Source organism: Amycolatopsis sp. NPDC114478, assembly GCF_055633805.1.
Window position 1 is genome coordinate 205,751 of record NZ_JBVKDO010000013.1, and the last position, 26,801, is coordinate 232,551.

Here is a 26,801-nt window from a genome sequence, read left to right on the forward strand (position 1 = left end):
CGCGGCGGTTGCCCTAGCCTCACTGGGTGGATTTCGCCCTGGCACCCCGGACCCCGTCGCGAACCGCCCCCACCGAGGCGGCGCCCGAACCCTGGGCGCCGCCTCGGCTGCGCTTGGTGTGCTTGGACATCGACGACACCCTGATCGACTGCACGGCCGCGATCCGCCGCAGCCTCCACATCCTGACCGGCCGGGGCGACCTGTGGCCGTTGTGGGACCTCATCACCGAAGAGCACGTCGCGCTCGTCGTCGCCGGCGAAATCGACTACGCGACGATGCACCAGCGGCGCACCGACTGCTTCCTCGCCGAGATCGGCATCCTCGCCGACGCCGAGCAGGTGAGTTCGTTCGAGCGCCGCCGAAGAGAGCTGCTCGACCACTCGTGGCAGCTGTTCGACGACGTCCTCGACTGCCTGGAGTGGCTGCGCGCGGCCGGCCTGATGCTGGCCGCCGTGACGAACGCTTCCGGGGGCCACCAGCGCAAGAAGATCGCCAACCTGGGGCTGGCGCCGTTCTTCGACCACATCGCCATCGCCGGCGAGCTCGGCGTGGCGAAACCCGATCCGGTGATGTTCCACACGGTCTGCCTCGGCCTCGACTGCGCTCCCGCCCAGGCGGTCCACGTCGGCGACAAACTGGACACGGACGCGATCGGCGCCCGCGACGCGGGTCTCGGAGCGGTCTGGCTCGACCGCGACGCCATCGGCGAACGCGCCCCCGAGGGCGTCCACCGCGTCGCCGGGCTGGCCGAGCTGCCTGAGCTGCTGGTTTCGGAGTACGCGACGATCGGCGTCCCGGCCCAGCGGGTCAGTGGGACCCCCGCCTTCACGGTGGGGAACGGCGTGCTCTAGTATTTCTCCTCGTGCGGTGCTGAACCGGCCAAGCCGAATCGGTACCTCACTGGGGTATGGTGTAATTGGCAGCACGACTGGTTCTGGTCCAGTTAGTCTAGGTTCGAGTCCTGGTACCCCAGCTGCGGAGAGTGACCCCCTTGCGGAGCGAGAAATCGCCTCTGGTAAGTTCTCTCCAGCAAGAAAAACAAAAAAGCCCCTGGGAAACCAGGGAAAGATCCTAAGCCCCCGTCGTCTAGCGGCCTAGGACGCCGGCCTCTCACGCCGGTAGCGTGGGTTCGAATCCCATCGGGGGTACAAGCAGCTACCACTCAAGTCCGTCTGACCCAGGTCAGACGGACTTTTTGGTGTGCTGGGAGACATCGCGTCAGAGATCCTTTCCGCAGTTTGCGCGGTCTTGGGTAGCTGATCACTGGGTAGTCTAACTGTGATCGTCACCTCGTCTCCGGATCCGTGGATGTGAACACTGAGCCGGGTGACTTCGAACAGCTCGTAGAGCAGCTCTTGCGGCGCCTTGACCAGGTTGACCGCGAGGTAGGGGAGCGCCTCGATTCGTTCGACGTCGGCCGCGGTTGGACCCGCTGGTTGGTCGGCGTCGGCCGCGTCGAGCTTGGCGATGATGGCCAGTGGTGCGGCTTTCTGGCCTTCGAGTTCGTTGTAGCTCTGGCGAAGGCCGCGGGTGAACGGGTCGTCTGGGTCCCCTTCGCGGGCCTGCCGCATGATGGAGTCTTGCTGGCGGGCGATGGTGGCCAGCAGCTTCCGCTGGCGTTGCCGCTCGGCGTCGCGTTCTCGAGCTGCGGTGTCGTCGACGCCGGCGAGTTCGCCTTCGAGGATCGATCGCCGTTCCGGGCTGAAGAGCCGGTCGGCGTAGAACCGGCAGATGGCCTCGAGGAGCTCGTCCTCGCGCACCCGGATCGACGTGGGTAGCCCGGGGTGGAGGTCGGGCTTGCCCTCGTTGTTCTTGCCGGGCCAGCAGAGGTAGTAGACGGCGCTCTTGCCCTTCTTGTCGCCGACCATGCGGCGTCCGCAGTTGTGCAGGACCCGGCCACGGAGCAAATACTTGCGCTTGGCCAACGGGTGCGAGCTGAGGGTGTTGCCGTCGCGCGAGCCGCGATTCTGGGCGCGATCGCCGTTGATCTCGTCGAACATCCACTTTTCGATCAGTGGTTCGTGGACCGGCTTGGGCGACCACACCCACTTGTAGGTCTCGTTGACCCGCCCGCGCTTGGAGGTTGTCGCCCGCCGGTTGAAGACCTGGTAGCCGGTGTACTTCGGATTGCGCAGGATGTTGTAGACGGCGCTCCTGGACCACGAGCCTCGCGTACGTGCCTTGCACGGCGCCTCGGGCGGTGGGTACGTGTCGAGGTCGGCGTTCAGCCGCTGAGCGATCGTCGTGCAGCCGACGCGTTCGTAGTAGCGCCAGTGTGCGATCTGCGTGATGGTCAGGCCCTTGAGGCCGTCCGGCTCGAGCCGAGACTTGGTCTTGCCCTTCTCCGCCTTGACCGGACTCGGGTGCGGGACGACCTTAGCCCGGTACCCGTGCGGGGGCTGCCCGATGTTCCAGCCGTCCCGGACGTGGGTGCACAGGCCGCCCCAGGACTGTTCAAGGGTGTTGAGGACCTCGTACTCCGCGATCGACTGGTTGATCCTGCGCTGCAGGACCCGCTGAGCGCGGCTACCCGACAGCGTTATCGGCTCGTTGGAGGCGAACAGCGGGACGTCGGCTCGTTCGAGTTCTCGTTCGACTGAGAGTCCCTCGAAGGCCCGGCGAGCCACCCGCGAGATGCTCTCGCACATCACCACGTCGAAGCGTCGGTCGTGGCGAGACGCCTCTTCGAGCAGGTCGGTGATGCCCCCGGCACGGGGAATCGGGATATCGAACCGCTCGTAGCCTTGCCCCTGTCCGCGTTCGCCGAGTTCGAGACGACCGGACTCGACATCGAAGAAGTGGGTCGTGATGACCCACGACGCGGGCAAGGCGTTCTTGCTGTTCGTCAGCTGACGGATGATGGACTGGCGTGGGTCCTGTTGGTCTTCGGTCGAGGTCCGGGCCAGGAAGGCGACGCGGACCTCGTCGTTCAGCAGGGCACGTGGCATCCCCAACGGGGACACGGCGTAGTCGGACAATCCCGCCGACGGCGGTGCCCAATCCTCAATGGTCATGAGTGGTGCTCGTCCTTCTCGGACTCTTCGCGGAGGCGCGACTGGGCCCAGCCGAGGAGCTCGTGGGTGATGGTCGCGAGGCGGGTGCGAACCCGCGCGCCTTCCGCGCCGGAGATGTCGTCTACCCGATCGGAATACGTTCGGCCGCAAGCACTGTCGAGTCGCCAGACGCTGTCGGGAGACGACGCTAGCGTGGGTTCGTCGTCGCCGACAAGTGCGCGGCTTCCTGCGCCGGGTTCTGCCCGAAGGCTGTCTTCACTCGCGAAATGGCGAGCCACGAGAGCACCTCCGCTCGAAACGAGACTTGAGAGAGGCAAGGTCGGGGCGTACCCGCGCGATTCTCCGGACGACACCGCCGCAGCTTTCGAGACCGACTCCACCGGGGTCTCGTCGCGATCTCGGACGTCAACGCCACTGGCCGCGTCCCTGTCGAGTACCACTCGTCCGAGTGAATCGCCGCTTGCTCCTGAGCCGGGGCAAGGATTCGGCCGAGCAAGGGGGCGAGGGGCGCCTCCGACGCTGGCCCGGATCTTGTCACCCGAGCCGAGGAGTCGGTGTCATGTCCGCGTCGAGCAGCCGATCCACCGCGAACAGCCCGTTGACGATGTTGCAGAAGCAGTTCGCGCAGCCGCGTGCCGTCGCTAAGTTCGACCAGGCGTTGCGGGCGTGGTCCACGGAGGAACCGGTGCTGTTGGAGATCTCCGACCACGGCGATCTGGTCGCCCTGCTGTCCACCCGGGACTACAGCCGGCACGACGAGGTGCTTCACGCCCTTCTCGTGCGGGCGGCGACGAAGAGCGGAGCGGGCGTGGTCGCCGCCGAGATCGTGGTGAACGCGATGCTGCCCGCGGTCCCGGGCATCGTCGCTCGCGTTGTCCGCGCTGCTCGAGCGGCGGCCGGGGGAGTGGGTGCCCGGCGCGGGGTGACCGGTGGTGGTGTCTCGGCATCGGAAGACAGCCGGGACATCCAGGCGTCGGTGATCGGGCACCTCTGGGAGCAGTCTCGCTGCTACCCCTTGCGCCGCCGGCACCACGTCGCGGCGAACTTGATGCGCGAGACCCAGCGAGCGGCCCAGCGAGACTTCGGCGTCGACCACGGCCAGGCCGCGGCGGACGTCGTCAGCATGGACGACGACGAAGTCCACCGACCGCTGGCAGCCGCGCGAGACGAGGTGGACGCCTCGGAAGAGCTCCTCGAGCTGCTGTCGTGGGCAGTGGAGGAGGAGCGGCTCGACGAGCATTCCTCGACCATCCTGACCACGAGGTACTTCCGCGGCCCGATCGGCCGCGACGGGGTGGCCACCGATCGGCAGGTCGGGGCGCTGATCGGCCTGAGCCAGCCGACGATCACCCGGCACCGCCAGCGGGCGGTGGAGCAGCTGGTCGAGGCCGCGTCGGAGTTCCCGGGTCGCGACCTGCCCTGGGCCGGCTGAATCACCACGGGTCGGTGCTTCGCCTGCCTCCACAGCAGGTCCGCCGACGAATTGGAGCGTCCGATGCCCGGAACCGGTCGAAATCCACTGGCCAGGCTGCTGCCGGACGCGGACGTCGAAACGGCGCTGCGGGGAGTCACCCGCCGCGGTAGCCGGTTGTTGGCTTGGCTCGCCGTGCTCGCGAGCCCGCTGCTGACGGTCGGCGGTCTCGCTGTCTTCCAGCCAGCGGGTGCGCCGCCGACGCGGGACGGCGGCGCGCCCGCGCCCTCGGCGACGCCGGCGGGCTGGGCCGAGATGTACGTACGGGCCTGGCTCTCGGCGACCCGAGACGACTCCGCAGGTCTCGAAGTGTTCTACCCGGCTGCGACGAAGTCGCAGCGCGCTCCGGGGACCCAGGTACCGGTCGACACCGCGACGGTCTCGGTGGTCTCGCCGGTCGGCGGACAGTGGTCCGTGGTCGTCGTCGCCGACGTGTTGCAGTTGCAGCCGGACGGCAAGCGCAGGGCGACGACGATGTGCGCCCAGGTCACGATGGTGGGTGCGGAAGACGCGTACGTGGCCGCTGCGCTGCCTTCGCCCGTTGCTTGCCCGGGTACCTGGCCGGCTGTGGCGCTCGGGTACAACGAGGTGGCCGACCCCGGAGGACCGATCAGTCAGTCCGTCGCCGGATTTTTGGGCGCGTACCTCGCGGGGCAAGGCCAGCTCGACCGGTTGATCAGTCCCGGGGCAAGGCTTGCCCCGCCGCACCCCGCTCCGTTCACGGACGTCCGGGTCCTCGAGCTGAAGACGCGCGAAAGGTTCGAACCGGGCCAAGCCGCTCGCCCACCCGACGGGACCGCTGTGAGCGTCTTCGCGCACGCCTTGGCGTTCGACGCCATCGCGCAGAGCACGCCAGTCGACTACGCGCTGACCCTCGTCGCGCGGGCCGGTCGCTGGGAGGTCAAGGAAATCGACCCGGGTCCTCAGCTGGCTGGTCAGTGATCACCAGATCCGGATGAGCCAGCGCGAGGCGGACACCTCGATCCCGGACTCTGCGTCTTCTTGCTGCCGGCGGTCGAGGACGAAAGCCTGGATCGTCAGCTTGCCCTCGGTGGGCAAGCTGATGGCGAGGTCTCGCGGAGACGGTGTCGTCGACACCAGATATAGCTGAGCGTCGACAGCCGTGATCGTTATCTCCAACGAGTCCAAGAACTCGTCCGGACTGGTCCGCGGACGGTCGGGCCAGACCTCGACGGTGACGTCGAGCTTGTGAATGCCCGGGTCGAGCCGGAACAGCACGGCGTTGTCGCCGATGACGGCGTGGGCCGGATTCGCGTCGGATCGGCCAGCCAGCTCAACAGCGGCCCCCAGCACGTCGCCGGTGCCGATGAGGAACTGGTTGAACTCGGGGCTGAGTTCGGTGCGGGCGACCGCGATCGGAGCGTCAGCACTCACGGTCGCCGAGCCTAACCTGCATCACGCGGATCCGGTGCTCGCGTGTCTCCCGACGAACAGCGCATCGGCCCGGCATTGCTGCGAGGCGAGCCGTCCGACGGAAGGGAGAGACGATGACCGTGCTCGCCGCGGACGTGAAGTCCTGGATCGACACCAACCTCGCCTGGGGTGACCAGTCCGTACGTCGGCTGATCCTGCTGGCCGCCATCGTCGGCGGCATCGGGCTGCTGGTCGGCACGCGCGGGAACTTCACCCGGGCGATCAAGTACGGGGTGATCGCCGCGATCTTCCTCGGCATCCTGCTCAACCTCGACGGCGTCGCGGGCATGTTCGGCGCCTGGTTCACGCATTGACCGCGCCGAAGGGCCGCGGGGACGTCCTGGTCGGCCGCTCCTACACCCGATCGCGTCGGCTCCCGCGGATGTTCGGGCGGATGCCCGGTCGCGACGGCGGCTACCTTCCCGGCGGTCCGTACACGGTGACCCAAGGAGCGTTGTTCCTGGTCCTGCTCGCCGTGGTGTGGAAGCTGCCGCTGCTGGACTGGCTCGGTCCGGCTCGCTGGGGAGTGCCGCTCGCGGCGGTATTCGTGCGGCGGGCTCGCATCGAGTCCCGGACGCCGCTGGGCTGGCTCGCCGGGCTCGGTACGCATCTTTGCGCTTCGGCGACCGGCACGGTCGGCCGCCGCTCGTGTCGACCCGCGCGGCCGAAGTGGCACCGCGCCGGGCTGTACGTGCACCTTGTCGATGAAAGCGAAACCAAAACCGCGGAAGCGGCATCGCCGCTGCAGCTGGTGCTGGCGCGCAACCGGGAGCGGTGATGGACAGTCCGGTGACCGATCTGGCGGGCAACCTGCTGTTCTGCGCCGACGGCTCGACCTGCGCCGTCTGGCGGGTCCTGCCGCACGAGAGTGCTCGCGCCAGCGGTCGCCGGTTGCGGGACCTCTACGACCGCACCGTGACGCTGATGAAGTCGCTGCGCGGCGAAGTGATGATCGCTTCCCTGTGCGAGCAGGTGCCGCCCCACGCGATCGTCCGGCGATGCGTCGCGGGCATCGACCTCGACGCCAACCCGCAGTGGGCGGAGACCGTCCACAACGCGTGGGATCAGCTCGACACCCTCGACGTCCTCGGCCGCACCTACTGGCTCGCCAAGCCCCTGTCCGGGCACGGTTGGAAAGAATCCGCTCAGGCAATGCTGCGCGCGACGAGCGCGGCCCTCGGTGAGCAAATCGGCCTCCCAGCGCGGCCGGCGTCCGCCGCGGCGGTGGCTGCAGGCCGGGAGCGGTCCCGGGTGGTGGCGCAGGAACTCGGCGGTGCCATCCCGCTGCGGCCGGCTTCGGAGGCGGAGTTGCTGTGGTGGCTCAGCCGCGCTCCGGTCCGCGGTGTGAACGAACCTCAGCTCGACCGCATCTCTTCAGTGCACAACACCGGCGCCGCAGTGCGTCGAGGGAGTGGACGGTCCCGGTTGACGCTCCTCCGCGGCTGCGTCTTCGACGAGGGAGGCCGGACTGATTCGGCCGAAGATCGCCGAGGTTGGGGGCCGTTCGGGCTGCTGAACCGTCGGTTCGTCAAGTGCGTGACCCCGCACGACGAGGGCGTGATCGCCAGCTACCAGGCATACCTCGTGCTGGCGGAGATGCCGCGCGTGTTCACCTTCCCCGGTCACGAAATCCTTGCCCGGCTCTCGGACATCGGCTTCGGCGTCGACTACGCGCTGCGGATCACCGCCCGGTCGAACGAGGACGCTCGCGTCGCCAACCGGCGCCGCACCCGCGACCTCATGAGCCAGGACGAGGAGCATGCCGGCGACACCGCGGGCGTCCCGGCGGACGTTGTGTCGGCGCAGGAGGAGATCCAGCACAAGAACGCCCGCCTCGGCGCCAGCTCCACCGAGATCGACCTCGAAGTCGGCGTCGTCGCCTGCGTCTGGGGCGCCACCGCCCGCGACGCGGACGCTCGCGCCAAGGTGCTCCGGCAGGCGTTCCTCGGCGGCGAATACCGGTGGGAACGACCGCTCGGCGGCCAGCGGCAGCTCTACCAGGCGATGCTCCCGGGTAGCCGGACGCCGATGGTGGTCCGCGAATGCAGCCAGAACCTTCTCTCCACGGACGCGGCCATGCTCCTGCCGGTGTCGGCGACCGACTTCGGAGATCCCGCCGGCGCCCTGTTCGGCTTGACCGTCGACGGCGGCGCCATCGCGCCCTTCCTGCTCGACCCGACGTACGGCCCGACCCACGACTCGTCCGGCGGCATAGCGGTTATCGGCGAGCTAGGCGCCGGCAAGTCGGTCGTGCTGAAGAACGTCGCCGCGGTCGTGCGGCTGATGCTCGACGGCCGCGTCATCGTCATCGACCGGACCCGCAGCCGCGAATGGGCACCCGTCGCCGCCGCGTTGCCGGGGAACGCGCAGATCGTCGACGTCATCGATCCGAGCCTCGACGACCGCCCCGGCGCGGCCGAGCTGCGGCATTCGTGCGATCCGTTGCGGGTTTTCCGCGAAGCAGGCAAGTCCAGCACCGGCATCGCCGAAACCTTCTTTGCGTCCTGGCTCGATCTGGAATCCAACTCCGCCGAGCGGGACGCGCTCGGGCGCGGCCTCGACGCCGTCAGCGGACATCCAGACGCTTCCAGTAACCGACTTGTCGACATCCTCCGCAAGCACGGTGGACGCGATGCCGCTGCTCGCGCGCTGGCCGACCGGCTTGAGCGGCTGCGGCGCGATCCGATCACCCGCCCGGTCTTCGATCCCGACCTCGCGCCGGTCGATCTGTTCGGCGCGGACATGGTGGTGTTTTGCACCAACGAGATCCCGCTGCCGAGCGCGCTTGAGATGAGCAACGGGCGGATGGCCTCACGCATCCCGCCGCGCAAGCTCTTCGGCCGCGCCTTCCACCTGCTCATCGCCGCGATCGCGAAAGAAATCTGCTTCACCCCAGGCCGGTGGGGCGAGTTCATCTGCGACGAGGCCTACAACGTCACCGGCACCCCCGAAGGCCAGCAGATCGCGCTGGAGTTCGTTCGCGATGGCCGCAAACACGGCGCCGACGCCGCCTTCGGTTCTCACGCACCGAAAGACCTCGGCGACGATGTCCTGCGTGGACTGATCGCGGTCCGGTTCCTCGGCCGCCACCGCGACGACGGCCTTGCCCGCAGCGGCCTGGCCTGGCTCGGCGTCGACCCGGCCGACGCCCACTACCACGAGGTCGTCACAAAAGAACTTTCGCCGATGAATCCGGCCGGTGGCGACGAGGAACGACGCAGCCGAGCCGGGGAGTTCCTCGTTCGTGACCACAGTGGACGAATCGGCAAGGTGAAAGTTATGACCCAGCCGTACCGGACCTTGCCGGATGCCGTGCTCACCACGCCCACCGTTGCCCGCGGTCACGGAGGCTAGCCGCGCAGCGTCAGGCGCGCGTCCAGGTCAGCGGATCACAACTGGGCGACCGGCAGGCCGAGCTCCGCGCACGTGTTCGCAGTGCCCGGGAACACTCCCACCGCGCCTTCGGTGGCGCCTGCGGCCCCGGAGGTAAGGACGCACGCGACGAGCTGCGGAATCCGGTAGGAGGTAGCTCCGGGCTGCCGCGGCTGGAAGTCGTAGACGTTCGACTGCCAGCTGTCGCCACAGATCTGCATGATGTCGCCGGTCAGGTCGACGCGACCGTCCCGGCCGCCGACGCCGATCGCGACGTGCTGGTTCGGTGCGGTGCTGCCGATGTCGGCGGTGCGGTAGCAGTACCCGATCTCTCGTTCGGTCGGCGCGAGGAGGCTGCCCGGGGCGGCGGTGTCGACGGCGCTGTGCCCGCCGGCGGCGAGCATCACGCCGACGGAAAGACCGGCGAGGCCGACCACGGCGGCGACGACGCCGATCAGTGCCTGGAGTCGCCGGCGAGCCTGCCCGCGGGACTCCAGAGCGTCGAGGTCCAGCTGCAGCGGAGGTTCGTCGGCGCCGAGCGCCCGGACCAGCAGGTCCTTCTCGTCGGTGGTCATCGGGTACTCCCCTCGGTCGGGCCGGTCGCCGTGGCGGGTTCGCCGAGCAGCTGCCGGAGTGTGGTGAGACCGCGCGCGGTCTGCGATCGCACGGTGCCTTCGGAGATGCGCAGCACCTTCGCGACTTCGGTGCTGGTCAGGTCGCTGAAGTACCGCAGCACCAGGACCGCGCGCTGCCGCGGCGGCACCTGCTGCAGGCGGCGCGCACGTCGAGCGCGTCCGCCTGCTCCGCACTCGCGGCCGGTGTGTCCGGTAGTTCGTGACGCAGCTCGGCGCGGCGGTACGGGCGGCGGGACTCGTCGATCGCCAGCCGGGCGATGACCCGGCGGGCGTAGGCGTCGACGCCGCCCGGGTCGATGCGTTGCCAGCGGGTGTAGAGGCGTAGCAACGCCGTCTGGACGAGGTCTTCGGCCAGTGCCCAGTCACCGCACATCAGGAGCGCTTCCCGCCGCCAGATGACGGCCCGGTCCCGCGCGACCTGGCTGAACTCCCATCGATCGGCCACGATCACCCCTCTCGCCGGTACATACGAGACCACACCGGCAGACCGTTGCATGATCGTCCCAACGAATCTCCAGAACGCTGCGCCACGCACGCTGACCTGCATGAAACCGCCCCACCGGAGCCCTGTCTGAAGCACGACGGTGCGACGGGAGGGTCGATGAGGCTGGCATTGGCGCTGACGATCGCCATCGCGATCGCGCTGCTGAATCCCGTCGTGGCCACAGCGCAGACCACAGCGAACCCGTGCGAGCCGTACCCGACGTGCTTGTGGATCCCCGGCAACCAGCCGGCCCCGCCGAAGCCCGATCCGGACGCGCCACCACTGCCACTGCAGGACGCCCCCGGCCATCACGTCCATCTCGGCGGGATCTTCAGCATCGACGACGGCTACGGCCGCGATCTCCACAACTACGACCTCTTCGCCAACCTGCCCTCGCTGCTGGACAACCCGATGCCGGCGATCTGGCTGTGGCTGGGCAACATCGGTTTCGCCGTCGGCAAGTACGCGGTCGGGTTCTCGGTCTGGTTCACCGAATGGGCTGCCTCCACTCAGGTCTTCGACTGGATCAAGGCGCCGGCCCGCGACCTCGAAGGCATCTGGCAGACCTCGATCATCGGCGCGCTGAAGCTGCGCGAGATCGCCCTCCTCGTCGCCACCTGCTACCTCGGGCTGCTGTTCGCCCGCGGCCTGACCACCCGAGCGTGGCGGGAGACCGCGTCCACTATCGCGGTCAACGTCCTCGCCATCGCGATCCTCACCCACCCCGTCGACTTCCTCATCGGCGACGATGGCGTTCTCTCCCTCAGCCGCGACCTCGGCGCCGACGTCTCCAGCGTCATCATGGGCCAGCAGCCCGGCGGCACCGGAAACCCGGCCGCGCCGATCGGCCAAGCGTTCATCGACAACCTCCTCGTCACGCCCTGGGAGACGCTCAACTACGGCACGCCGATCAGCCGCGTCAAAGGCATCGAAGGCGCCTGCCAGTACTCGGTCAAGAGGGTCCTCGACGACGGGCCCTGGTCGAGCAAGGACGACAGCACCAAGGCCCGTGAGCTCGACGGATGCCCCGGCGACTACGGCAAGTACAACGAGGTCGCCGACGGCGACCGCGCCCTCGGGGCCTGGCTGTACGCGATCGCGATGCTCCTCTTCGCGATCCTGGTGGTCTGCCTGAACGCCGTCCAGGTCCTTGCTCCCTACCTGCTGCTGTTCGAAGGGTTGCTGCTCGCACTCGCGTTGGTCGCCGCGCTGGTGCCCTCGATGCAGCACCAGCTCGCCTACCGGGTCAGCTCGATCGCTGCCACCATCGCCAGGTTGCTGGCCGGCATGGCCTTCCTGGCCATCATGACCGTGCTGCTGCGCACCCTCATGCTGGCCGACCTCGGTCCTCAGCTCGTTCGCTTCGCGGTCATCGACCTCGTCGTCTTCTCCGGCTTCCTGTTCCGCAAACGCCTCACCGCGAACCTGCAGCGTGTCCGTGGCCAGGTGAACGAGCGCATGCAGCGTCTGGCTCGCCCTGGTCGCGCCGCCAAGGCCCTGCCGACACCCGTCGTCCCCGCTGGTCCGGACCGGCTCGCTCGCACCATCAAGGCCGGCACCTCGGCATTCGCCGAGACATTCGCACCCGCTGGGAAGTTGAAGGAACGGCTGGTCACAGCTGGCCGCGTCGGCGGCCGTGTCGGCGCGAACGTCGTGAAGTACACCGCTGGGGCGCCGGTCTCGTGGCCGCAGGTCGCTCATCGTGCACAGACCGCGCTGACAGCGAAGGCGGGTGCCGCCAAAGGTGCGTTGGCGCGCCGAGCTGACGCAGCGAAGACATACACGGCCGCGTACGCAGGTAATCTCGGCGCGGCGACCGGTGCGCTGCCGGCGTGGCATGCCGCCGCCACCGTGCTCACCGCCGTCGGTAACCGGCCGGTCGGTCAGCAGCCTGCACCCACGTATCTGGCCGCGGAAATCGCCGAGGTGACTCCGCCTGCGGACGGGAGGAAGCCGGAGTTCACCGGCCGCGACCTGGCGGCTGCTGCTGGCGCGAGCGGATCTCGGGCGAAGCCGCCCGTCTTGCCCGTGTCGTTGCCGCCCGCGACGCTGCCGCCGCCGGTTCCCTGGATTAAGCGGCTGCGCGACCGGCTCGGTAAAGCTGGTGACAGCCGATGAACCCGCTGCTCGTCGTGCAGGCAGCCGAGGTAGCGCGGGAGCACGTGCGCCGGCACCCAGGTCGCTGGGGATGCCTCGCGGCCCTGCTGTTCTTCGGACCGCCCGCGGTCTGCGTGCTCATTGTCGTCGTCCTGCTGACCGCGCTGACCGGCGCCGGCGACACGAGCTCCGCCGCTGCACCGACGGGAGGTGCCGTTGCCGATATCCCCGCCGACTACCTGACGCTCTACCGCGAGGCTGCGCGGACCTGTCCCGGGCTCGACTGGTCGATCCTCGCTGCGATCGGCAAGGTCGAAACGGATCACGGGCGGTCGAAGCTGCCGGGTGTCCACAGCGGGGAGAACAGCGCCAAGGCCGGCGGTCCGATGCAGTTCCTGCAGCCCACGTTCGACAGCGTCGTCGCCCGCCACCCGATTCCACCGGGTGGAGCGCATCCACCGTCGCGCTACAACCCTCACGATGCGATCTACGCCGCCGCGGCCTACCTCTGCGACTCCGGAGCACGCGAAGGCCGGGACCTGCACGCCGCGATCTTCGCCTACAACCACGCCGAGTGGTACGTCCGGAAGGTGCTCGACCAGGCGCAGCGTTACAACTGCGCATCCGTGCAGGCGCCGAACCACGCGGCTCAGCTGGCAATCGCTTTCGCGTGCGACCAGCTCGGTCTGCCGTACGTCTGGGGCGGTGATGGACCCGCCAACGGCGATCCGGGCTTCGACTGCTCGGGGCTGACCAAGGCGGCGTACGCCTCAGGCGGGATCGACCTTCCCCGTACGGCGCAGACCCAGTACTTCGCGGGACCGCGGATCGCCAGTGACCGGCTTGAGCCGGGGGACCTTGTCTTCTTCGGAACCAGTCCGAGCCACGTTACCCACGTCGGGCTGGTCCTCACGAACGGTTCGATGATCAATGCGCCGGACTTCGGCAAACCCGTTCAGGTCGACAGCATCGGAAGGGTCTTCGGCGCCACCCGGCCGGCGCGGTGACACAGACCCAGGTGGCTCTCGTGGCCGACACTGCTGCCTCGCTAGGCGCCGTAACAGGCCACGCGCCACGGACGACTTCGAATACCTCACGAGGATCGGAGCGGAGATGACGAGCTACTACGTCAAGACCCCGCAGCGGTACGCCGCTGTTCAGTTCACCGGAGACGCCTCAGCCTTCATGACCGCGATCAGCGCGGCGACGAACCAATGGGGCTTCCCGGCCCACTACGTCGACGCGTCGGGCACGACACTGGTCGTTGAATACAGCGCGAACGCAGGAAGCGGACTCGTCAAAGTCCCGGAGAACGCCTACCTCGTCTTCCCTCCGGACAACCAAATCGAGGCACCGTATGCCGTTTACGGCTTCGAGGGCACCGGACTCTCCCCGTACGAGTCGATCTACGTCTCGCCCCAGAGCTGACCACGGCCTTCAGGTCGTACGACTCGCCGCCGAAACACCAGCGGCGATTCACGTCGCCGGGGCGGACAGCCTCGGTGTGGGGGCCGGACGTATCGTTCCGCCTCCAGCCTCCTGTGCTGCCGAGCACGCACGCAGACGAGCTGCGACCCACGGGTCGTCCTGCAGTTCTGCCGGTAAGATGGTATCGGCGTCAATCACCGCGCCAGCAAGCTGCTCGGCGCTGATACCCTCGGCGCCGAGAAGGTTCGCGCTGGACAGGTCGGTGCCGGTCAGGTCTACACCTTCAAAGACGGCCTCGCGCAGATCTGCGCGGTACAAATGGGAGTTCTGAAGCTGAGCATCTCCGAGCGAAGCGCCTCGGACGTCGGCGTAGTTGAGGATGCTCGTAGAGAGATCGGCGCCCCTCAGATCAGCTCGGCGGAGATCGGCTCGGGTCAGATACACCCGCGAGAGCCGAGGCGGTCGTTCGAATTTGTGATGGCGTGCCGAAAGGCGGGGAAGTGAGGCGCCGAGCAGTATCGGCCGATGATGTTCTGGCCGGTCAGGTCGACGGGCGATGACGATGATGATGGCTTGGACGTCTTCGTCGAGATTTTTCGGCTCGGGTGGGTACGGCGGCTCATCGGGCCTCTGCCATGGAGGATCTGGTTCGGCGTCGTCGGCGAAAGTCGGTGCTGACGAGCGTGCCCGGACAAAGGTGCACAACAGTTCCAGGACTGCGGCGTGGTCCCTAGGTGACTCCCTCATCACGTGCTCGAGCGCGTAGATTCCACCTAATCGCTCCTCCGGGGACGATGCTCCTAGCTGAGCGGTGGCTTTGTGGAACCGTTCAGTGACCTGCCCGCGACGATTCAGGACAAAAGATCTCGCGGTGAATGCCGCCCGCTCAACGTCGCTGCGCCAGCGAAAGCTAGTAAGACCGTCTGTCGTACGGCGTTGACAGCATCAGCTTGCTCCTTGCCCCGCAAGCCTTGCGCTTCGCTGGTGGTCAGCCACCACGACCGCGGGCCGAGGACTTGTAGTACGAAACCGACGGAGCCGATCAGTGAAGCTGCTGCGATCAGCCATGGATGTCGCAGCTGCGCGCGAATGCTACTAGCCAGCCCAGGAAGTTTCATGATCGCATCTTGCGGGACACGCCGCTCGCCCGGCACAACGGTCGAAGGTCCCGCGCCCCGTCGCATGGAATCGCCTGAATTAGCCACCTGTCTTGATCTCATGACAATAGCAAGTGGGAAGGCGTGGCGATGACGTCGACAAACCGGAGCGCAATGCTCGTTGGCCCGTGCGTTGGCAGCGCGTTCGTAAGCCTAGTCAGCCGTGCGGTTTGCGCTGGTCGTGCTGAAGATTCGGGGCTGGCCCCTAATTCCGACATGTTCCCCGGCACGCATGGCCGCCAGGCCATGCTTAGGAACAGTGCGCCGGAGGCGCTCCGTCTGGGCGACGTCTTCGCGAGCGGCGCGTTGTGGTGGGTGACCAGCGGCGCTGTCGCGATCCTGATCGCGGTCTTCGTCCTCCACCGACACTTCCGTTCCCACCACCTCCGCTCCCGTGTCCGGTTCGACCTGCTGCCAACCGCCGGCTTCGATCCGTCGCCGCAAGCCGTGCTGAGTTTCGCGCATCAGCTTGGGCGGGTGCGGCCGGTGCACGGCTGGGTTCCCAAGGGCGCAATCGGGGTGCGGATCCGGTTCAGCACGGAACCCGAGTACGGGAAGATGGTGATGAGCGTGGAGGGGCGCGAGTCCGTGACCGGCGTGCTCAACAAGCTCGTTTATCCGGACGTCGAAATCCGGCGGGTGGTGCCCCGCGAAGAAGCGGTTCCGGTTGGCGGCGAGGGTGAAACGTCCTCGCCGCCAACCGGACGACAGCGGTGATCTCTCCCCAGTGATCTGCTGGCCACCGCACGGCTACTTCTTGGTGGCGGCGACCTTCTTGCGCGGCGCGCGCTTGCGGGGTGCCGGAGCCTCAGCCTCGGTGACCTGAGCCGCTTCGTAGGCCGAAATCACCTCGGAGGACAAACGTCCGCGCTCGGAGACCTCGTAGCCGTTCGCGTTCGCCCAGGCGCGGATCTGCTGGTTGCGTTCGCGGTCGGTCGAGCTGGTAGTCGACTGGCCGGTCGCGACGCGGACCTTGCGGCCACCGGTGCGGCGGCCGGCGGCGATGTACCGAGCGAGTTCGTCACGCAGGGCGGCGGCGTTGTCGTCGGAGAGGTCGATCTCGTACGTCACGCCGTCGAGCGAAAACGGAACGGTGTGGGCGGCGGGGGTGCCGTCGATGTCGTCGAGCATCTCGACGAGGACCTTCTGGGCCATTCCTGCTCCTTGAAGCGGTATATACCAGTGTTCTGGCGGTTGTGACCGAGCACACGAATGACGTGCTCCACTGTGGAGTATATCCATACCGATCGGTTTGGGGAGATATCTCCCCCGTCCTGTATCAAATACACCACGTTCGTGCGTGGCTTCGAGGAAACCTGCGTCTGCGCGAGGAGAAGCCACCGTGAATCCACAACCGGCGGCAAGGAGCAATGCGGATCTGCAAGTTGCACGTGCGGAGCTCGTGCTGGCTCGTCCGGCGCACCTGTCGCTGGCGGCTATGCCTGTCCGGCCCGACGATCCGTTGCAGGCATTGGCCAACGCGCTCGGTGACGTACGCCCGGATCTCGGCGAGTCGGTCGACGTCTGCCTTGACCTGATCCCGCTTACACCGGCGCGGATCCGCCACCACGGGAGGCAGGTCGCCGAAGAACGCGGCTTTGGCTGGGGGTTGTTCCGGACTGTTGGTGAGGTCCTGACCGATCTGCTCGGCGAATTCCTGCCGACTGCGCGGGCCGCCGGCGCATACCGGACAGCGACGAAAACGGCGCAGCGAGTGAGGAACAAGTTTGCGACGGATGAACCCGTATTCGCTGTTCAGCTGCTGATTCGCGCGCAGTCGGAGATCCCGGGGCGAGCCCAGGCGCACTTGCGGAGTGTGATCGGTGCGTTCGACGTGTATCGCGGCGAGAACTACTGGCGTGTTCGGGGCCCTCGGATCTTCGGTTGGCACTTCGGAGCCGACACCATCCTGGTGCGCAGGCTCTTCGATCGCCGGTTCGAGACCGGCATGGCCAAGCCGCGTCCGGGGTCGTTGGTGACCACAAGTGAAATCGCCGCGCTGCTGAAACCAGCCTCCGGCCGGTGCCAGTCGCCGGTGATCGCCCGTAGCCGTGGCTGGGTGCTGCCCGCGCCGCGGGAAGTCCCGACCTACCGGCCTGGCACCGGCTTGGTGCGCCTCGGCTACGTCACCGACGTCAACGGCAGTGAGCGGCTTGTCGGCGTGCCCCTGCGCGAACTGCTGTTCTCCGCCCGCTTCGGCAAGGCCGGCTTCGGGAAGACCGAGGAAGCCCTGGCCCAGGCGATCGAGATCGCGCGGCTCGGCGGCGGTGTCTGGTTTCTCGACCCGCACGCCGACGGCTGGAAACGCGCCAAACCGTACCTGTCCGACCCGGCGCTGCGGGCGCGGCTGTGGGAGGTCAACCTCGACGTCCGCGGCCGGAGCAAGCGCTTGCCTGGCTGGAATCCGCTGAGCATGCAGGGCTTCACCGAGTCCGACATCGAGGACCGCGTCGACGCCGTGGTGACCTCATTTGCCGCGGCGCTGGGCTGGGGCGACGCGGCACCACGGGCGAAGTCGGTCCTCACCAAGGCCTGCGAGGCGCTCTGCTACCTCGCCATGCGCGTGCCCGCCGGCTGCGCGCCGACGATCTTCCAGATCCCGACGCTGCTGGACGACGAAACCTGGCGCGAGTCCGTCCTGCCGGCGCTGAAGCCGTCCGTGCGCAGGTACTGGACGGACTCCTTCCCCAAGCTCGCCCCGGACGCCACGACCGTCGTCACCAACATCATCAACCGGCTGCGGACCAGCCCGACGCTCTCGGCGTTCCTTGGCTCCTCGGTCACGACCTACGACGTCCGGCGCGCGATGGACACCGGTCGGATCGTGTTCGTCTGCACCACCGGCACCGGCGAGACGAACAAGCTGATCACCTCGTTCATGATCTACGACCTGTTCCGCGCCGGCCGCTCCCGCGCCGACACCCCGGCGGACAAGAGGCGCAGGTGCGACGCCTTCGTCGACGAGCTCGCCGCGGTCGACGGCGCCTCCCGCGGCTACCTCGCCGCGATCCTCGAGCAGCTGCGCAAGTACGGGGTCGCGCTGCACGCGATGAACCAGATGCCCGACCGGCTCGCCGCCGAGACGCGCAGGGCGCTGCTGCAGAACCAGTCGCTGCTCATGACCTCGGCCGCCGCGATCGATGGCGCGAGGACCGTGGCCCGGGAGTTCGGTGGCTTGGTGCAGCCGGCGACGGTGACCGAGCTGGAGCAGTTCCACCACGTCGTCACCATCACCCTCGGCGGCCAGCGCACGACCCCGTTCAAGATCCGCGGCCTGCACGTCGACGACGAGTACGCCGAGCACTACCACCCCGAGTGGAACGACGAAGTCGACCAGGCCCTCGACGCCAACCTCGCCCGCCGCCCGATCGGCGCGGTCCTCGACGAGCTCGAGGACCTCGACGACCGGATCCTCGACGCCTTGCAAGCCGAGCAGCCAGCCCCGCAGCCCCGGCGCGGACGGCCGCCGACGCGCGGCAGCGGCGCCGGCATCGACCTCACCTCGACCGTGGAGTGACCGCCGTGGACGTCTTCCAACGCGAAGCCCTGACCGTCCTCTACTGGCACCGGCTGGCGTCCACGGAGCAGGTCCGGCGCCTGGTGGCGCCGGCGCGGTCCCCTGTCACCGTCCGCGCGAAGCTCGCCGACCTGCGCCGCGCCGGCCTGGCCGACCGGATCACCCGGGAACACCGGCCCCGCACCTGGCACGTCACCCCAGCCGGAGCAGAGGCCGTCGAGGCGGCCGGAACGGTCGATGCCCGCGCCTACCGGCTACAGGGCACCGCAGTGGCACACCTGCTGCAGGAGCACAGCTTCGACGTCGTCGAGACCGGTCTCGCGTTCGTCGAAACAGCACGGGAGCGCGGCCACGAGTGCGGGCCGCTGTCCTGGACCCCGGAGGTCGCCCACCAATTCCGTGACCGGTCCGGGGACCGGCGCGGGGTCGTGATTGCCGACGCCGTCCTGCACTACGTGCTCGAGGAGGCCGGACGCCGGACGCAGCGGACCCTGTTCGTCGAGCTGGACCGCGCGACCATGCCGGTCGCCCGGCTGGCCCGCAAGCTCGTCGGCTACATCCGCTATCACGACCACACCCCAGCCGGAGCAAGCCGAAGGCCGGCATGGCGGGAGCGCTACCCGCGCTTTCCGCGGGTCCTGATCGTCCTGTCCGGAGCCGAGCAGCACGTGCTCGAGCGGCGGCTCGCCGACCTGCGCGCCCACGCCCAGGCCTTGCCCGTTGTGAGCACGGCCGCCGGACGGGTCGACATGGTCGTGACGACCTTGGTCCGGCTCCGGGAGCACGGCCCGCTGGAGCCCGTGGCGATGTCGCTGCTCGGCGACCCGCGATGGGTCAGCGTGTTCGGCAGGCTGTCATGACCGAAGTCGTCCAGCAGTTCGGGTTGTCACCGCGGCTGCGGCAACGCCGGTTCGCGCTGCTGCCGCTCCGCGGCGAGGGCACACCGTTCACCGAGCTGCAGGGCCGGCTGCCCGGCGACGCCACCACGCCGGCCGACCTCGCGGACCTGATCTCCTCGATCGCCAACGTCGGGGTGCTGCAGCCGGTGCTGGTCGAGGAGATCGACGCCGGCGACGGCACGCATCCGTCGATGAAGCTGGCCGCGGGGGAGCGGCGGCTCCGCGCGTGCCGGTGGGGCGCGGTCAACCGGCCGGACAACCCGCACTTCGCTGCGCTGCCCGCCGTGGTCTGCCCGGGCCCGCTGTCCGACGAGGAACGGCGGATCTGGCAGCTGGTCGAGAATCTCGCCCGGGAGAGCCTGCGGCCCGGCGAGCTCGCCGCCGCGCTGGTGCTCGATCGCTGCGCCGTCCTGCTGGGCAAGCTCCTGGCCGGCGGGCACGCCGTTCCAGCCGAGGTCTACGCGATCGACGACCCGATCGCCCGCTTCGCGGCGATGGAACGCATCCGCGGCAGCGACAAGCGCTGCGCCGCGCCATGGGCGGAGGTGCTGACCCGGCTCGGCCTGCAGCTGAGCCCGCGCAAGGCCCGCGAGTTGGTGCGCGCGTTCGCCGAGATGCCGCGCGAGGTCGCCGAGGAGATGGACGAGGCGAAGGTGTCGCTGCACACCCGCATCCGGTTCATCGAGCTGCGCCGCGGCCGGGAGCAAGCTGCCGCCGATATCTGGGCCGCGGTCAAGAACACCGGCCGGACACGGCTGCTGCCCACCGCGCTCGCTGCCGCCACTGCCGACATCGAGCTGAGCGCGGAGCAAGCCCTGGACGAAGCCGAGCGTCTCCAGGAGCACGCCGACGCCGCCCGCGCCGACAAGCTCCGCGCGAAGCCGGAGGCGCCGGTCGCCGGCATCGACGCCCGGCTCGTCGAACGCGCGCTCGCAGCTCTGCGCCAGCTGCTTCTCGCCCTCGTCCAGGGCACCGAACTGGGTGAGCACGACCGCGGCTCGCTCGCGCTGCTGCTGGAACAGCTTCTCGACGTCATCCACAAGGGAGCAGCCGCATGAGCACATTCCTCGGCATGCCCACCGCGCCGGCCGCGCGGTGCGACTGCCGTATCTGCCCCTGGTACGTCGACGCGGATCCGGCGGTCTCGATCGCCCCGTTGTGCTCCGGCTGCAACTCCGACTGCGCCTACTGCGGCTGCGCCCGCTCGGACTGCCGCGTCTGTCCGATCCGCTGCGGCTCCCGCACCGACATCGACGCCTGGATGCGCGACGTCGGCGGCACGCTCGAGTTCGACGACCTCACGGTCGCCGCGCCGCTGCCGGCATCGATCCCGGCCTTCGTGCCGCAGGTCGACGGCTCCAGCGTCGCCGAGCTGGATGAGGTTGTGCGGTGGCCGGCGTACGCGGTCGGGCTGCGACGGGTGTTTTCTCCCCGCACCCACACGCTCTATCCACGGTGGACCGACGGCCGGACCGCCGCCGAGATCCTCGAGGTTCCGGACACCGCGCTGACCGTCCTGAGTGGATACGGCGAAGACCCGCTCGTGGAAGCGTTCTGGACTGCCCGCCACCGCGACGAGCTCATCGCCCGGATCGCCGCACTGAAATTTGGGCTGGTGCTGGCGCCGAACTACTCGATCTACGGCAACTGGCCCCGGGCCGAGCACCTGATCAACATGCGCCGCTCGCTCATCATTGCCGCCGAGTTCGCCGCGGCGGGCGTCCCGACCGTGCCGAATCTGTACTGGTATCGGCTGGAGGACCTGCAGCGGATCGCGGACTGGATCGTCGCCGCCGACCCGGCCGCGGTCGCGGTCAACGTCCAAACCGTGCGGGAGAACGCGAACTGGCAGAGCTGGGTGCTGCCCGGCCTGCATTGGCTGGCCGAGAACACCACGCCGGAGCTGGTCGTGATCTTGACCGGGCTGTCCCGGCGCGACCGGGTCGGGATCGCGCTCGAGCTGTTCGGCGACCAGCTCGTCGTGATCAGCCAGAACCCGGCCCAGTACGCGCTGCACGGTGCCGTGATGACCGAGACCGGCCGCCACGACGTCCATGCCCGCATTCCCGACGCCTTCGCCCGCTCCGTCCGGTTCATGGCCTCGCTGCTGCCGCACAGCACCGTCACCACCAGGACGGCTGTGTGATGGCGCGGCAGATCTGGGTCCTGCTGGGCTGGTCACCGCAGCTCGGAATCGCGAGCACCCCGGTCGGCGTCCTTGGCCTCGACGTGCCCGAGGTGTTCGTCGAATGGGTCCCGCGGGAGCACGTCGCCGGCCGGATCTGGCGCGAACGGCTGGTCGGCGCAGGCACCGCCGAGGTCGCAGAGCGGATCGCCGGGTGGGCCGAGACGCCGAGCGCACCGGCAGTGCGAGTCGAGCCGCTTCTGGCCGGTGCGCTCGCTGATGTGGTGCGAGCGCAGCTGGACGACCTTCTCGGATCGGCGCGCTGACCGGCGGCGGGTATGGGAACGAACGCGAAAGCCGGCCACGCCGCCTACGCCGTCGCGCCCACCGGTGCGTTCGCCGAGGCGCCGGCGTCGGCAGATGACGCGATCCTGCAGCACCTCGCCGCGGTGTGCGCCTACGCCGTGGAGCCGGCGAACGCGGCGGAGGAGAACCTCAAGTTCGTGGCGGGCATCGTGGCCGGCGGTATCGACCCCGACGACCCGCACGGCCCACCCGCGATCGACCTACCGGACGACCCGGTCGAGGGCTACGGCGTGTTCTCGGCCGCTGTCGCCACGGCGCTCGCCGCCGAGAGCCAGCTCTCCGACACCGCGGCCGCCCCGTACCAGCAGCAGCTGCAGGCGCTGACCGTCGAGTACCTGGCCGGCCTCACCCCCGAGGAGCTCGAGGCGGCCGCGGCGGCGGCCGGGTTCGAGAACCCGGAGCTGGTCGGGTTCACCGGGCACGCGCCCCACCCACTCGCGGTGTGGCTCGACCCGTCGATGCCAGCCGACTCCGAGGCCAAGAAGAAGATCCAGGCCCTCGCGCAGGCCCGCCACGACGCCCTCTGCGCCGGCCAGGAGATCAACGGCAAGGCACTCGGCCAGTGGGACCTCGCGGCGGCGTCATCCGCACTGCCGGGGGGATTTGACAGCTGGCTGGCGACCGAAGCCGACCTCGCCGAAGTCCAGTACGACTTCGACACCGCCGCAGCGGTGGTCGCCCACTTCGGCGCGGACGCGAAACCTGAGCAGGTCGCTCAGCTGCTGCGCCTGGAAAACCGGATCGCCACCGCGCAGAATTTCGAATCGGGCGTTGACTACGGCACCGCGACCGCGGCGGCCCGCCACCACGTCGACGAACTGCTCGGCGCCATCACCGCCACCCAGCTCGGCAACGCCGTGGCAGAAGCCAAAGACCACGGTCAAATCACCGACGCACAGCTTCAGACGCTCGATGCGCATCACGTCCTGCAGCTGATGCGCGCGTCGACGCCGGCTGTCGAACGCCAGGACATCGCCGACACCGTCGCCGAACGAACGGCGCTGCTGGCTAACTCCGCCACCTGCGCCGCCAACGTCAGCGCCGCGCTCGATGCCGGTCCGGTCGACGCGTCGAACGCCGGAGCCCTGGTCCAGGAGCTGCGGGCGATCGCCGAAGTCCACGCGGCCGCGGTCTCGTGGGACACGTTCGCCGCGGCTCCGCTGAACCAGGCGGTGATGCAGGCCGGTCAGGCGAAGGTGCTCGCGTGGGCCGACGAGCTGAAGGTCGGCGCCTTGCGGAAGTTCCTCAGCGACACGGGCGTCACGACCGCGGCGCAAGCCGCCGTGGCGACCAAGTCTCAGCTCGGCAAGCTGTTACAGGGCCACGTGAGCAACTCGAGCGCGGTCGTCGCCGCGGTCAAGAACGAGCTGCCGGCGCCGAAGTCGGTGGTCAAGCCTGTCAACTCGCCGGCTCCGACGCCCGCGAAAGCGACGCCGACTGCCAAGCCGAGCAGCCGGTTCGGTATGCAGCACGCTCAGCTGGTCGCCGCGCTGCAGCAGGCCCAGGCCGCCCACGCCGCCGTCCCGAAGCCGATGGACGCCGCCGCGGTCGCGGCGTGGGACTTCGGACCGGGCACACCGGCTAACCTCGGCGGCACCCACCCCAAGACCCTCCACACAGGACCCGACGGCGCCACCTGGATCGCGAAACGCGAAGGCAAGCCGCACGCCGGTGCCATCACGCATACCGAGGTCGCCGCCTCTCGTCTCGCCGCCCGGGCCGGGCTGCCCGTCGTCCCGGTCTACGCCACAAAGGTCGACGGCCACCCCGTCAGCGTCCAGCCCCTGCTGGCCGGCGCGAAGCCGATCTCGGGTAGCGCGTCGAGCTGGTCGCAGGCCGACGTCGACGAGATCGTCCGGCTGCACGTCGCCAGCTGGGCGCTGGGCAACCACGACGCCCACCACGACAACGTCCTGCGCACCAGCACCGGCGGCCTCGTCCCCATCGACCAGGGCCAGGCCTTCAAGAACTTCGGCCACGACAAGCTGAAACTCGGCTACCGGCCCAGCGCCACGGCCGTCTACCACCAGGTCTACGACGCCCACCTCACCGGCCAGCTGGGCAACGGCGTGCAGGTGAACCCGGCCGCGGCGCACTCGGTGATCCGCCGGCTAGAAGCCGTCCCCGACGCCGAATGGCGCGCCACCCTGCACACCGTCGCCCACGCCGGCGCCGCGCAGAACCTGACCTGGGTCGCGCCCATGCGGGCCCGCGCGGCGAAGCCCCTCGGCATCGCCGAGTCCGCGGTCACCACCAAGCAGATCGCCGAGGCCTTCCTCGACCACGCCGTCGAGCGGAAGAACAACCTGCGGCGCGACTTCGTCGAGTTCTTCACCGGCGACCTGAAGATCGCCTCCGCCGCGGCCCTGCAGCACTTCGGCAAAGGCTGATGGGCACCAACGCCAAGACCACTCACACCCCATACGCTCTCGCGCCCGCCGGCAGCAGCGAGCAGGGTGACGTCGACGAGCCGATCCAGACCGACGACGACGTCGGCGAACCGCCGCTGACCGTCGTCGATGAGCTGCCGCTCGAACCGGGTCAGCTCCCGGTGACGCCGATCCCGCTGACCCCGGACGTCGGGCACGCCTACGGCGAACCCGTCCTCGTCGGCGGCGCCGACCTGCTCGCCTCGACTGCCACGCTGGTCAGCTACGCCAGTGATCACGGGCCCCGCACGGTGCTGCACGCCCGCGTCGACGAGGACGCCGAGGCCAAGCTCCTGGACGCGCTGAACATCAGCCCGGAGATGGTCCCGACGCAGGTCGAGCAGCAGGTCACCGGCCGCCTACCGATCGACGAGCAGCACGGAGTCGCCGACAAGATCATCACGGCGGCCAAGAGCGTCAACCACCACATCGTCAACGGCACCCTCACCTCCGGCGCAACACCGGGGACGACTGCCGCGAAGATCGACGCCGCGAAGACCGCCATCGAAGGACTCGCCGGCGACCTCGGCGACGTCTCGCCGGTCGAGCAGGCGATGCTCGACCACTACGTAGCCCAGTTCCAGGCCGTCCAGCACGCCGTCTTCTCCGGCGCACCGGTCGACCACGTCACGCCGTTCCTGCACGAAGGCACCGCGATGGTCACCGTCATGGTCCCGGTCCTGCCGTCGGAGGCGTTCGGCAGCGCCGCGGTCGCGGTGCTGCGCGATGCGACGCGGATCAACCCGACGCTGGACGCCGACACCGGGCAGGCCAGCTGGGACGGCGGCCGCGCGACCGGCGTGCTGGGCAAGGAGTACGCGATCGACCTCGGCGAGGGTTACCAGGCGGTGTACCGCCCGTACGGCGTCAACGACCCGGCGGAGAGCGAGTACAGCCTGCGCGGCCGGCTCGAGATCATCGCGCCCGCGGGGGAGGGCCACGGGCCCGACGTCGTCCGCAGGCTCGGTCAGCTCAACCTCGCCAACCGGCCGATGACCCGCGCCGAGGGCGAGTACAGCTACCTCGCCGCCAACGTAACCGCGCAAAGCCTCGGCGCGCATGCCGAGGTCGCGGCCGCCCAGGTCACCGGGGACCACCTCGAGGAGATGGTCCGGCAGGAGATCTTCCACGAACGCGCCCACCAGGCGGTCGGCATGGGCGACGCGCAACTGGCGAAGTTCGCCAAGGACATCCAGCTCGAGGCGCATACCCGCGCACTGCCGGCGAAGGTCCAGGTCCTGCGCGACGCGGTTGCCAAGGCCACCGGCTTCACCGACGGCGCCGCGCTCGCCGCGAGCCCCGGCTACGACCCGACACCCCGGCGTTCGGCCGGCTGGCTCGCCTGGACACGCTTCGACGTGGGCAACGCCGCCGACAAACTCAAAGCGACGGTCGCCGGACGATCGCTGACGCACTCGACGTCCTTCGATGGGCTGAAGGCGATGCTGGCCACCGGCGTCCTGGCCTCCACTGAACGCCGCGCGACGATGGGAACCGGCACAGGCATAGGGAAGAGCGAGGATGTGGATAAGCTCACCGGCGGTGCGAGCTCGGTGTTCGTGCGCGTCAGCCCGAGCTCATCGCTCACGGACGGGCCCACGTTGGTCTGGGACCAACCGGAGCGGCTGCTCGCCCGAGCCGACTACTACGGCGCGAACGCCGACACTTTCGGCGTGATCAACCCGGCCAAGGCCGACGACTACGCGGCAACACCGCTGACCCGGAACCCGTTCACCATCGCTCAGTTCACCAGCGCGTGCAACGAGGTCATGTTCGCCGACGGGATCGATCTGCTCGGCGTCGAAGGCCCCAGCCGCATCCTCTGCAAGACCACCGCGCAACGCGACGAGATCAAAGCGCTCCTGCACGGCAAGGGCGTCGCCAGCATCGCCGGTAAGCCGATCGAGGAGGTCGTCACGCTATGCAGCACCTGACCGATGACGCGCTCTGGACCACGCTCGGCGAGTTGCTTCGCGGCAGCGGCCAAGACGTCGGTGACGATCTGCCGGGAGCAGAACTGGTCGTGTTCGAGGGCGGAGTCGAGGTTTTCCGCGCTGCGCTTGCGCGGCACGCCCGTCGTGACCGCGATGACCCGGCGGTCGTCTGGATCCGCCCGCTCGTCGCACCTGCGGCCTCGCGCGACGGGCTGCCGGCTTTTGACCCGGAGGTCGTGCGTCGCCGCGCGCTTCACGTCGCCGACGCTCGGGTCGACGGGGGCGGTCTGGCGCTCGATCTGGTCAGTGGCCAGCACGCGCGCGTCGAGCCCGCCCGCCACGATCGACTCGCCCGGCTGCAGGACTTCGATACGTGGGTGACCACCCTCGCGGGCGAGCGGCGTGCTGAGATCGAGGGGCTCGAGCACGATTGACCACC

25 protein-coding genes, 2 tRNA genes and 1 pseudogene are annotated in these 26,801 nt (G+C 69.0%); 21 read left to right on the forward strand and 7 right to left on the reverse strand.

Annotated features, from left to right (window positions below):
* Window positions 1–116 precede the first annotated feature (116 nt).
* The 4 genes from ACZ7OH_RS32130 to ACZ7OH_RS32145 all read left to right on the forward strand — a co-directional run bounded on the left by ACZ7OH_RS32130 (window position 117) and on the right by ACZ7OH_RS32145 (window position 1,778).
* A complete protein-coding gene (locus ACZ7OH_RS32130; RefSeq protein WP_470284341.1) occupies window positions 117–851 on the forward strand; it encodes an HAD family hydrolase in 735 nt (244 codons plus the stop codon).
* Window positions 852–901: 50 nt separating this feature from the next.
* Window positions 902–973: transfer RNA gene (locus tag ACZ7OH_RS32135), tRNA-Gln, on the forward strand.
* A gap of 102 nt (window positions 974–1,075) precedes the next feature.
* Window positions 1,076–1,148, forward strand: a tRNA-Glu gene (locus tag ACZ7OH_RS32140).
* Window positions 1,149–1,304: 156 nt separating this feature from the next.
* Window positions 1,305–1,778 carry a hypothetical protein gene (locus tag ACZ7OH_RS32145; protein ID WP_470284250.1) on the forward strand — a complete coding sequence of 158 codons (474 nt, stop codon included), beginning with the start codon at window positions 1,305–1,307 and terminating at the stop codon, window positions 1,776–1,778.
* Window positions 1,779–2,027: 249 nt separating this feature from the next.
* Here the strand turns inward: ACZ7OH_RS32145 and ACZ7OH_RS32150 are convergent.
* Window positions 2,028–3,014: pseudogene (locus tag ACZ7OH_RS32150) on the reverse strand (recombinase family protein); the annotation flags it as partial.
* Between the two features lie 559 nt (window positions 3,015–3,573).
* Between ACZ7OH_RS32150 and ACZ7OH_RS32155 the strand changes: the two are divergent.
* Together ACZ7OH_RS32155 and ACZ7OH_RS32160 are read left to right on the forward strand one after the other, a co-directional pair.
* A complete protein-coding gene (locus tag ACZ7OH_RS32155) occupies window positions 3,574–4,446 on the forward strand; it encodes a hypothetical protein (protein ID WP_470284251.1) in 873 nt (290 codons plus the stop codon).
* Between the two features lie 63 nt (window positions 4,447–4,509).
* Window positions 4,510–5,427, forward strand: a complete 918-nt coding sequence (locus ACZ7OH_RS32160) for a conjugal transfer protein (protein WP_470284252.1) — start codon at window positions 4,510–4,512, stop codon at window positions 5,425–5,427.
* Here ACZ7OH_RS32160 and ACZ7OH_RS32165 read toward each other — a convergent pair whose 3' ends face one another.
* On the reverse strand, window positions 5,428–5,880 hold the full coding sequence (locus tag ACZ7OH_RS32165; RefSeq protein ID WP_470284253.1) for a hypothetical protein: 453 nt from the start codon (window positions 5,878–5,880) through the stop codon (window positions 5,428–5,430).
* A 113-nt stretch (window positions 5,881–5,993) separates the two neighbouring features.
* Here ACZ7OH_RS32165 and ACZ7OH_RS32170 point away from each other — a divergent pair, with 113 nt between their 5' ends.
* The 3 genes from ACZ7OH_RS32170 (at window position 5,994) to ACZ7OH_RS32180 (ending at window position 9,273) form a co-directional block, all read left to right on the forward strand.
* A complete protein-coding gene (locus tag ACZ7OH_RS32170; RefSeq protein ID WP_470284254.1) occupies window positions 5,994–6,233 on the forward strand; it encodes a hypothetical protein in 240 nt (79 codons plus the stop codon).
* An 80-nt stretch (window positions 6,234–6,313) separates the two neighbouring features.
* Window positions 6,314–6,697 carry a hypothetical protein gene (locus tag ACZ7OH_RS32175; protein ID WP_470284255.1) on the forward strand — a complete coding sequence of 128 codons (384 nt, stop codon included), beginning with the start codon at window positions 6,314–6,316 and terminating at the stop codon, window positions 6,695–6,697.
* Between the two features lie 11 nt (window positions 6,698–6,708).
* On the forward strand, window positions 6,709–9,273 hold the full coding sequence (locus ACZ7OH_RS32180) for an ATP-binding protein (RefSeq protein WP_470284256.1): 2,565 nt from the start codon (window positions 6,709–6,711) through the stop codon (window positions 9,271–9,273).
* Window positions 9,274–9,308: 35 nt separating this feature from the next.
* On the opposite strand, the gene ACZ7OH_RS32185 is transcribed toward ACZ7OH_RS32180, so the two are convergent.
* The 3 genes from ACZ7OH_RS32185 to ACZ7OH_RS32195 are packed head-to-tail and all read right to left on the reverse strand — an operon-like array spanning window position 9,309 to window position 10,371.
* On the reverse strand, window positions 9,309–9,866 hold the full coding sequence (locus ACZ7OH_RS32185; protein ID WP_470284257.1) for a hypothetical protein: 558 nt from the start codon (window positions 9,864–9,866) through the stop codon (window positions 9,309–9,311).
* Window positions 9,863–10,054 carry a sigma-70 family RNA polymerase sigma factor gene (locus ACZ7OH_RS32190; RefSeq protein WP_470284258.1) on the reverse strand — a complete coding sequence of 64 codons (192 nt, stop codon included), beginning with the start codon at window positions 10,052–10,054 and terminating at the stop codon, window positions 9,863–9,865. Before ACZ7OH_RS32190 ends, ACZ7OH_RS32185 begins: the two co-directional genes overlap by 4 nt.
* On the reverse strand, window positions 10,003–10,371 hold the full coding sequence (locus ACZ7OH_RS32195; protein ID WP_470284259.1) for a sigma factor: 369 nt from the start codon (window positions 10,369–10,371) through the stop codon (window positions 10,003–10,005). The genes ACZ7OH_RS32190 and ACZ7OH_RS32195 overlap by 52 nt, the downstream gene beginning before the upstream one ends.
* 156 nt (window positions 10,372–10,527) lie before the next feature.
* Here ACZ7OH_RS32195 and ACZ7OH_RS32200 point away from each other — a divergent pair, with 156 nt between their 5' ends.
* The 3 genes from ACZ7OH_RS32200 to ACZ7OH_RS32210 all read left to right on the forward strand — a co-directional run bounded on the left by ACZ7OH_RS32200 (window position 10,528) and on the right by ACZ7OH_RS32210 (window position 13,935).
* Entirely contained in the window at window positions 10,528–12,528 is a 2,001-nt protein-coding gene (locus tag ACZ7OH_RS32200) for a hypothetical protein (RefSeq protein ID WP_470284260.1), read from the forward strand.
* Window positions 12,525–13,514, forward strand: coding sequence for a C40 family peptidase (locus ACZ7OH_RS32205; RefSeq protein WP_470284261.1), 990 nt, complete (start codon window positions 12,525–12,527; stop codon window positions 13,512–13,514). Before ACZ7OH_RS32200 ends, ACZ7OH_RS32205 begins: the two co-directional genes overlap by 4 nt.
* 106 nt (window positions 13,515–13,620) lie before the next feature.
* Window positions 13,621–13,935 carry a hypothetical protein gene (locus tag ACZ7OH_RS32210; protein ID WP_470284262.1) on the forward strand — a complete coding sequence of 105 codons (315 nt, stop codon included), beginning with the start codon at window positions 13,621–13,623 and terminating at the stop codon, window positions 13,933–13,935.
* Window positions 13,936–13,983: 48 nt separating this feature from the next.
* Here ACZ7OH_RS32210 and ACZ7OH_RS32215 read toward each other — a convergent pair whose 3' ends face one another.
* Window positions 13,984–14,640 carry a pentapeptide repeat-containing protein gene (locus ACZ7OH_RS32215; protein ID WP_470284263.1) on the reverse strand — a complete coding sequence of 219 codons (657 nt, stop codon included), beginning with the start codon at window positions 14,638–14,640 and terminating at the stop codon, window positions 13,984–13,986.
* Between the two features lie 668 nt (window positions 14,641–15,308).
* Between ACZ7OH_RS32215 and ACZ7OH_RS32220 the strand changes: the two genes are divergently transcribed.
* A complete protein-coding gene (locus tag ACZ7OH_RS32220) occupies window positions 15,309–15,809 on the forward strand; it encodes a hypothetical protein (RefSeq protein ID WP_470284264.1) in 501 nt (166 codons plus the stop codon).
* 33 nt (window positions 15,810–15,842) lie between these two features.
* Here the strand turns inward: ACZ7OH_RS32220 and ACZ7OH_RS32225 are convergent, their stop codons facing one another.
* Window positions 15,843–16,247: a histone-like nucleoid-structuring protein Lsr2 gene (locus ACZ7OH_RS32225; protein ID WP_470284265.1), complete on the reverse strand. Its 405-nt coding sequence runs from the start codon at window positions 16,245–16,247 to the stop codon at window positions 15,843–15,845.
* Between the two features lie 187 nt (window positions 16,248–16,434).
* Between ACZ7OH_RS32225 and ACZ7OH_RS32230 the strand changes: the two genes are divergently transcribed.
* The 8 genes from ACZ7OH_RS32230 to ACZ7OH_RS32265 are packed head-to-tail and all read left to right on the forward strand — an operon-like array spanning window position 16,435 to window position 26,796.
* Window positions 16,435–18,609, forward strand: a complete 2,175-nt coding sequence (locus ACZ7OH_RS32230) for a type IV secretory system conjugative DNA transfer family protein (protein ID WP_470284266.1) — start codon at window positions 16,435–16,437, stop codon at window positions 18,607–18,609.
* A gap of 5 nt (window positions 18,610–18,614) precedes the next feature.
* The gene (locus ACZ7OH_RS32235) at window positions 18,615–19,469 is read left to right on the forward strand and encodes a replication-relaxation family protein (RefSeq protein WP_470284267.1); all 855 of its coding nucleotides are present in this window, start codon (window positions 18,615–18,617) and stop codon (window positions 19,467–19,469) included.
* Window positions 19,466–20,566 (forward strand): ParB/RepB/Spo0J family partition protein, encoded by a 1,101-nt coding sequence (locus ACZ7OH_RS32240; protein WP_470284268.1) that lies wholly within the window; start codon window positions 19,466–19,468, stop codon window positions 20,564–20,566. Before ACZ7OH_RS32235 ends, ACZ7OH_RS32240 begins: the two co-directional genes overlap by 4 nt.
* Window positions 20,563–21,654 carry a DUF4417 domain-containing protein gene (locus tag ACZ7OH_RS32245; protein WP_470284269.1) on the forward strand — a complete coding sequence of 364 codons (1,092 nt, stop codon included), beginning with the start codon at window positions 20,563–20,565 and terminating at the stop codon, window positions 21,652–21,654. Before ACZ7OH_RS32240 ends, ACZ7OH_RS32245 begins: the two co-directional genes overlap by 4 nt.
* The gene (locus ACZ7OH_RS32250; protein WP_470284270.1) at window positions 21,654–21,959 is read left to right on the forward strand and encodes a hypothetical protein; all 306 of its coding nucleotides are present in this window, start codon (window positions 21,654–21,656) and stop codon (window positions 21,957–21,959) included. The genes ACZ7OH_RS32245 and ACZ7OH_RS32250 overlap by 1 nt, the downstream gene beginning before the upstream one ends.
* Before the next feature lie 12 nt (window positions 21,960–21,971).
* A complete protein-coding gene (locus tag ACZ7OH_RS32255) occupies window positions 21,972–24,389 on the forward strand; it encodes a hypothetical protein (protein WP_470284271.1) in 2,418 nt (805 codons plus the stop codon).
* Entirely contained in the window at window positions 24,389–26,362 is a 1,974-nt protein-coding gene (locus ACZ7OH_RS32260) for a hypothetical protein (RefSeq protein ID WP_470284272.1), read from the forward strand. Before ACZ7OH_RS32255 ends, ACZ7OH_RS32260 begins: the two co-directional genes overlap by 1 nt.
* Complete coding sequence (locus ACZ7OH_RS32265) at window positions 26,350–26,796, forward strand: hypothetical protein (RefSeq protein ID WP_470284273.1); 447 nt, start codon at window positions 26,350–26,352, stop codon at window positions 26,794–26,796. Before ACZ7OH_RS32260 ends, ACZ7OH_RS32265 begins: the two co-directional genes overlap by 13 nt.
* Window positions 26,797–26,801 lie beyond the last annotated feature (5 nt).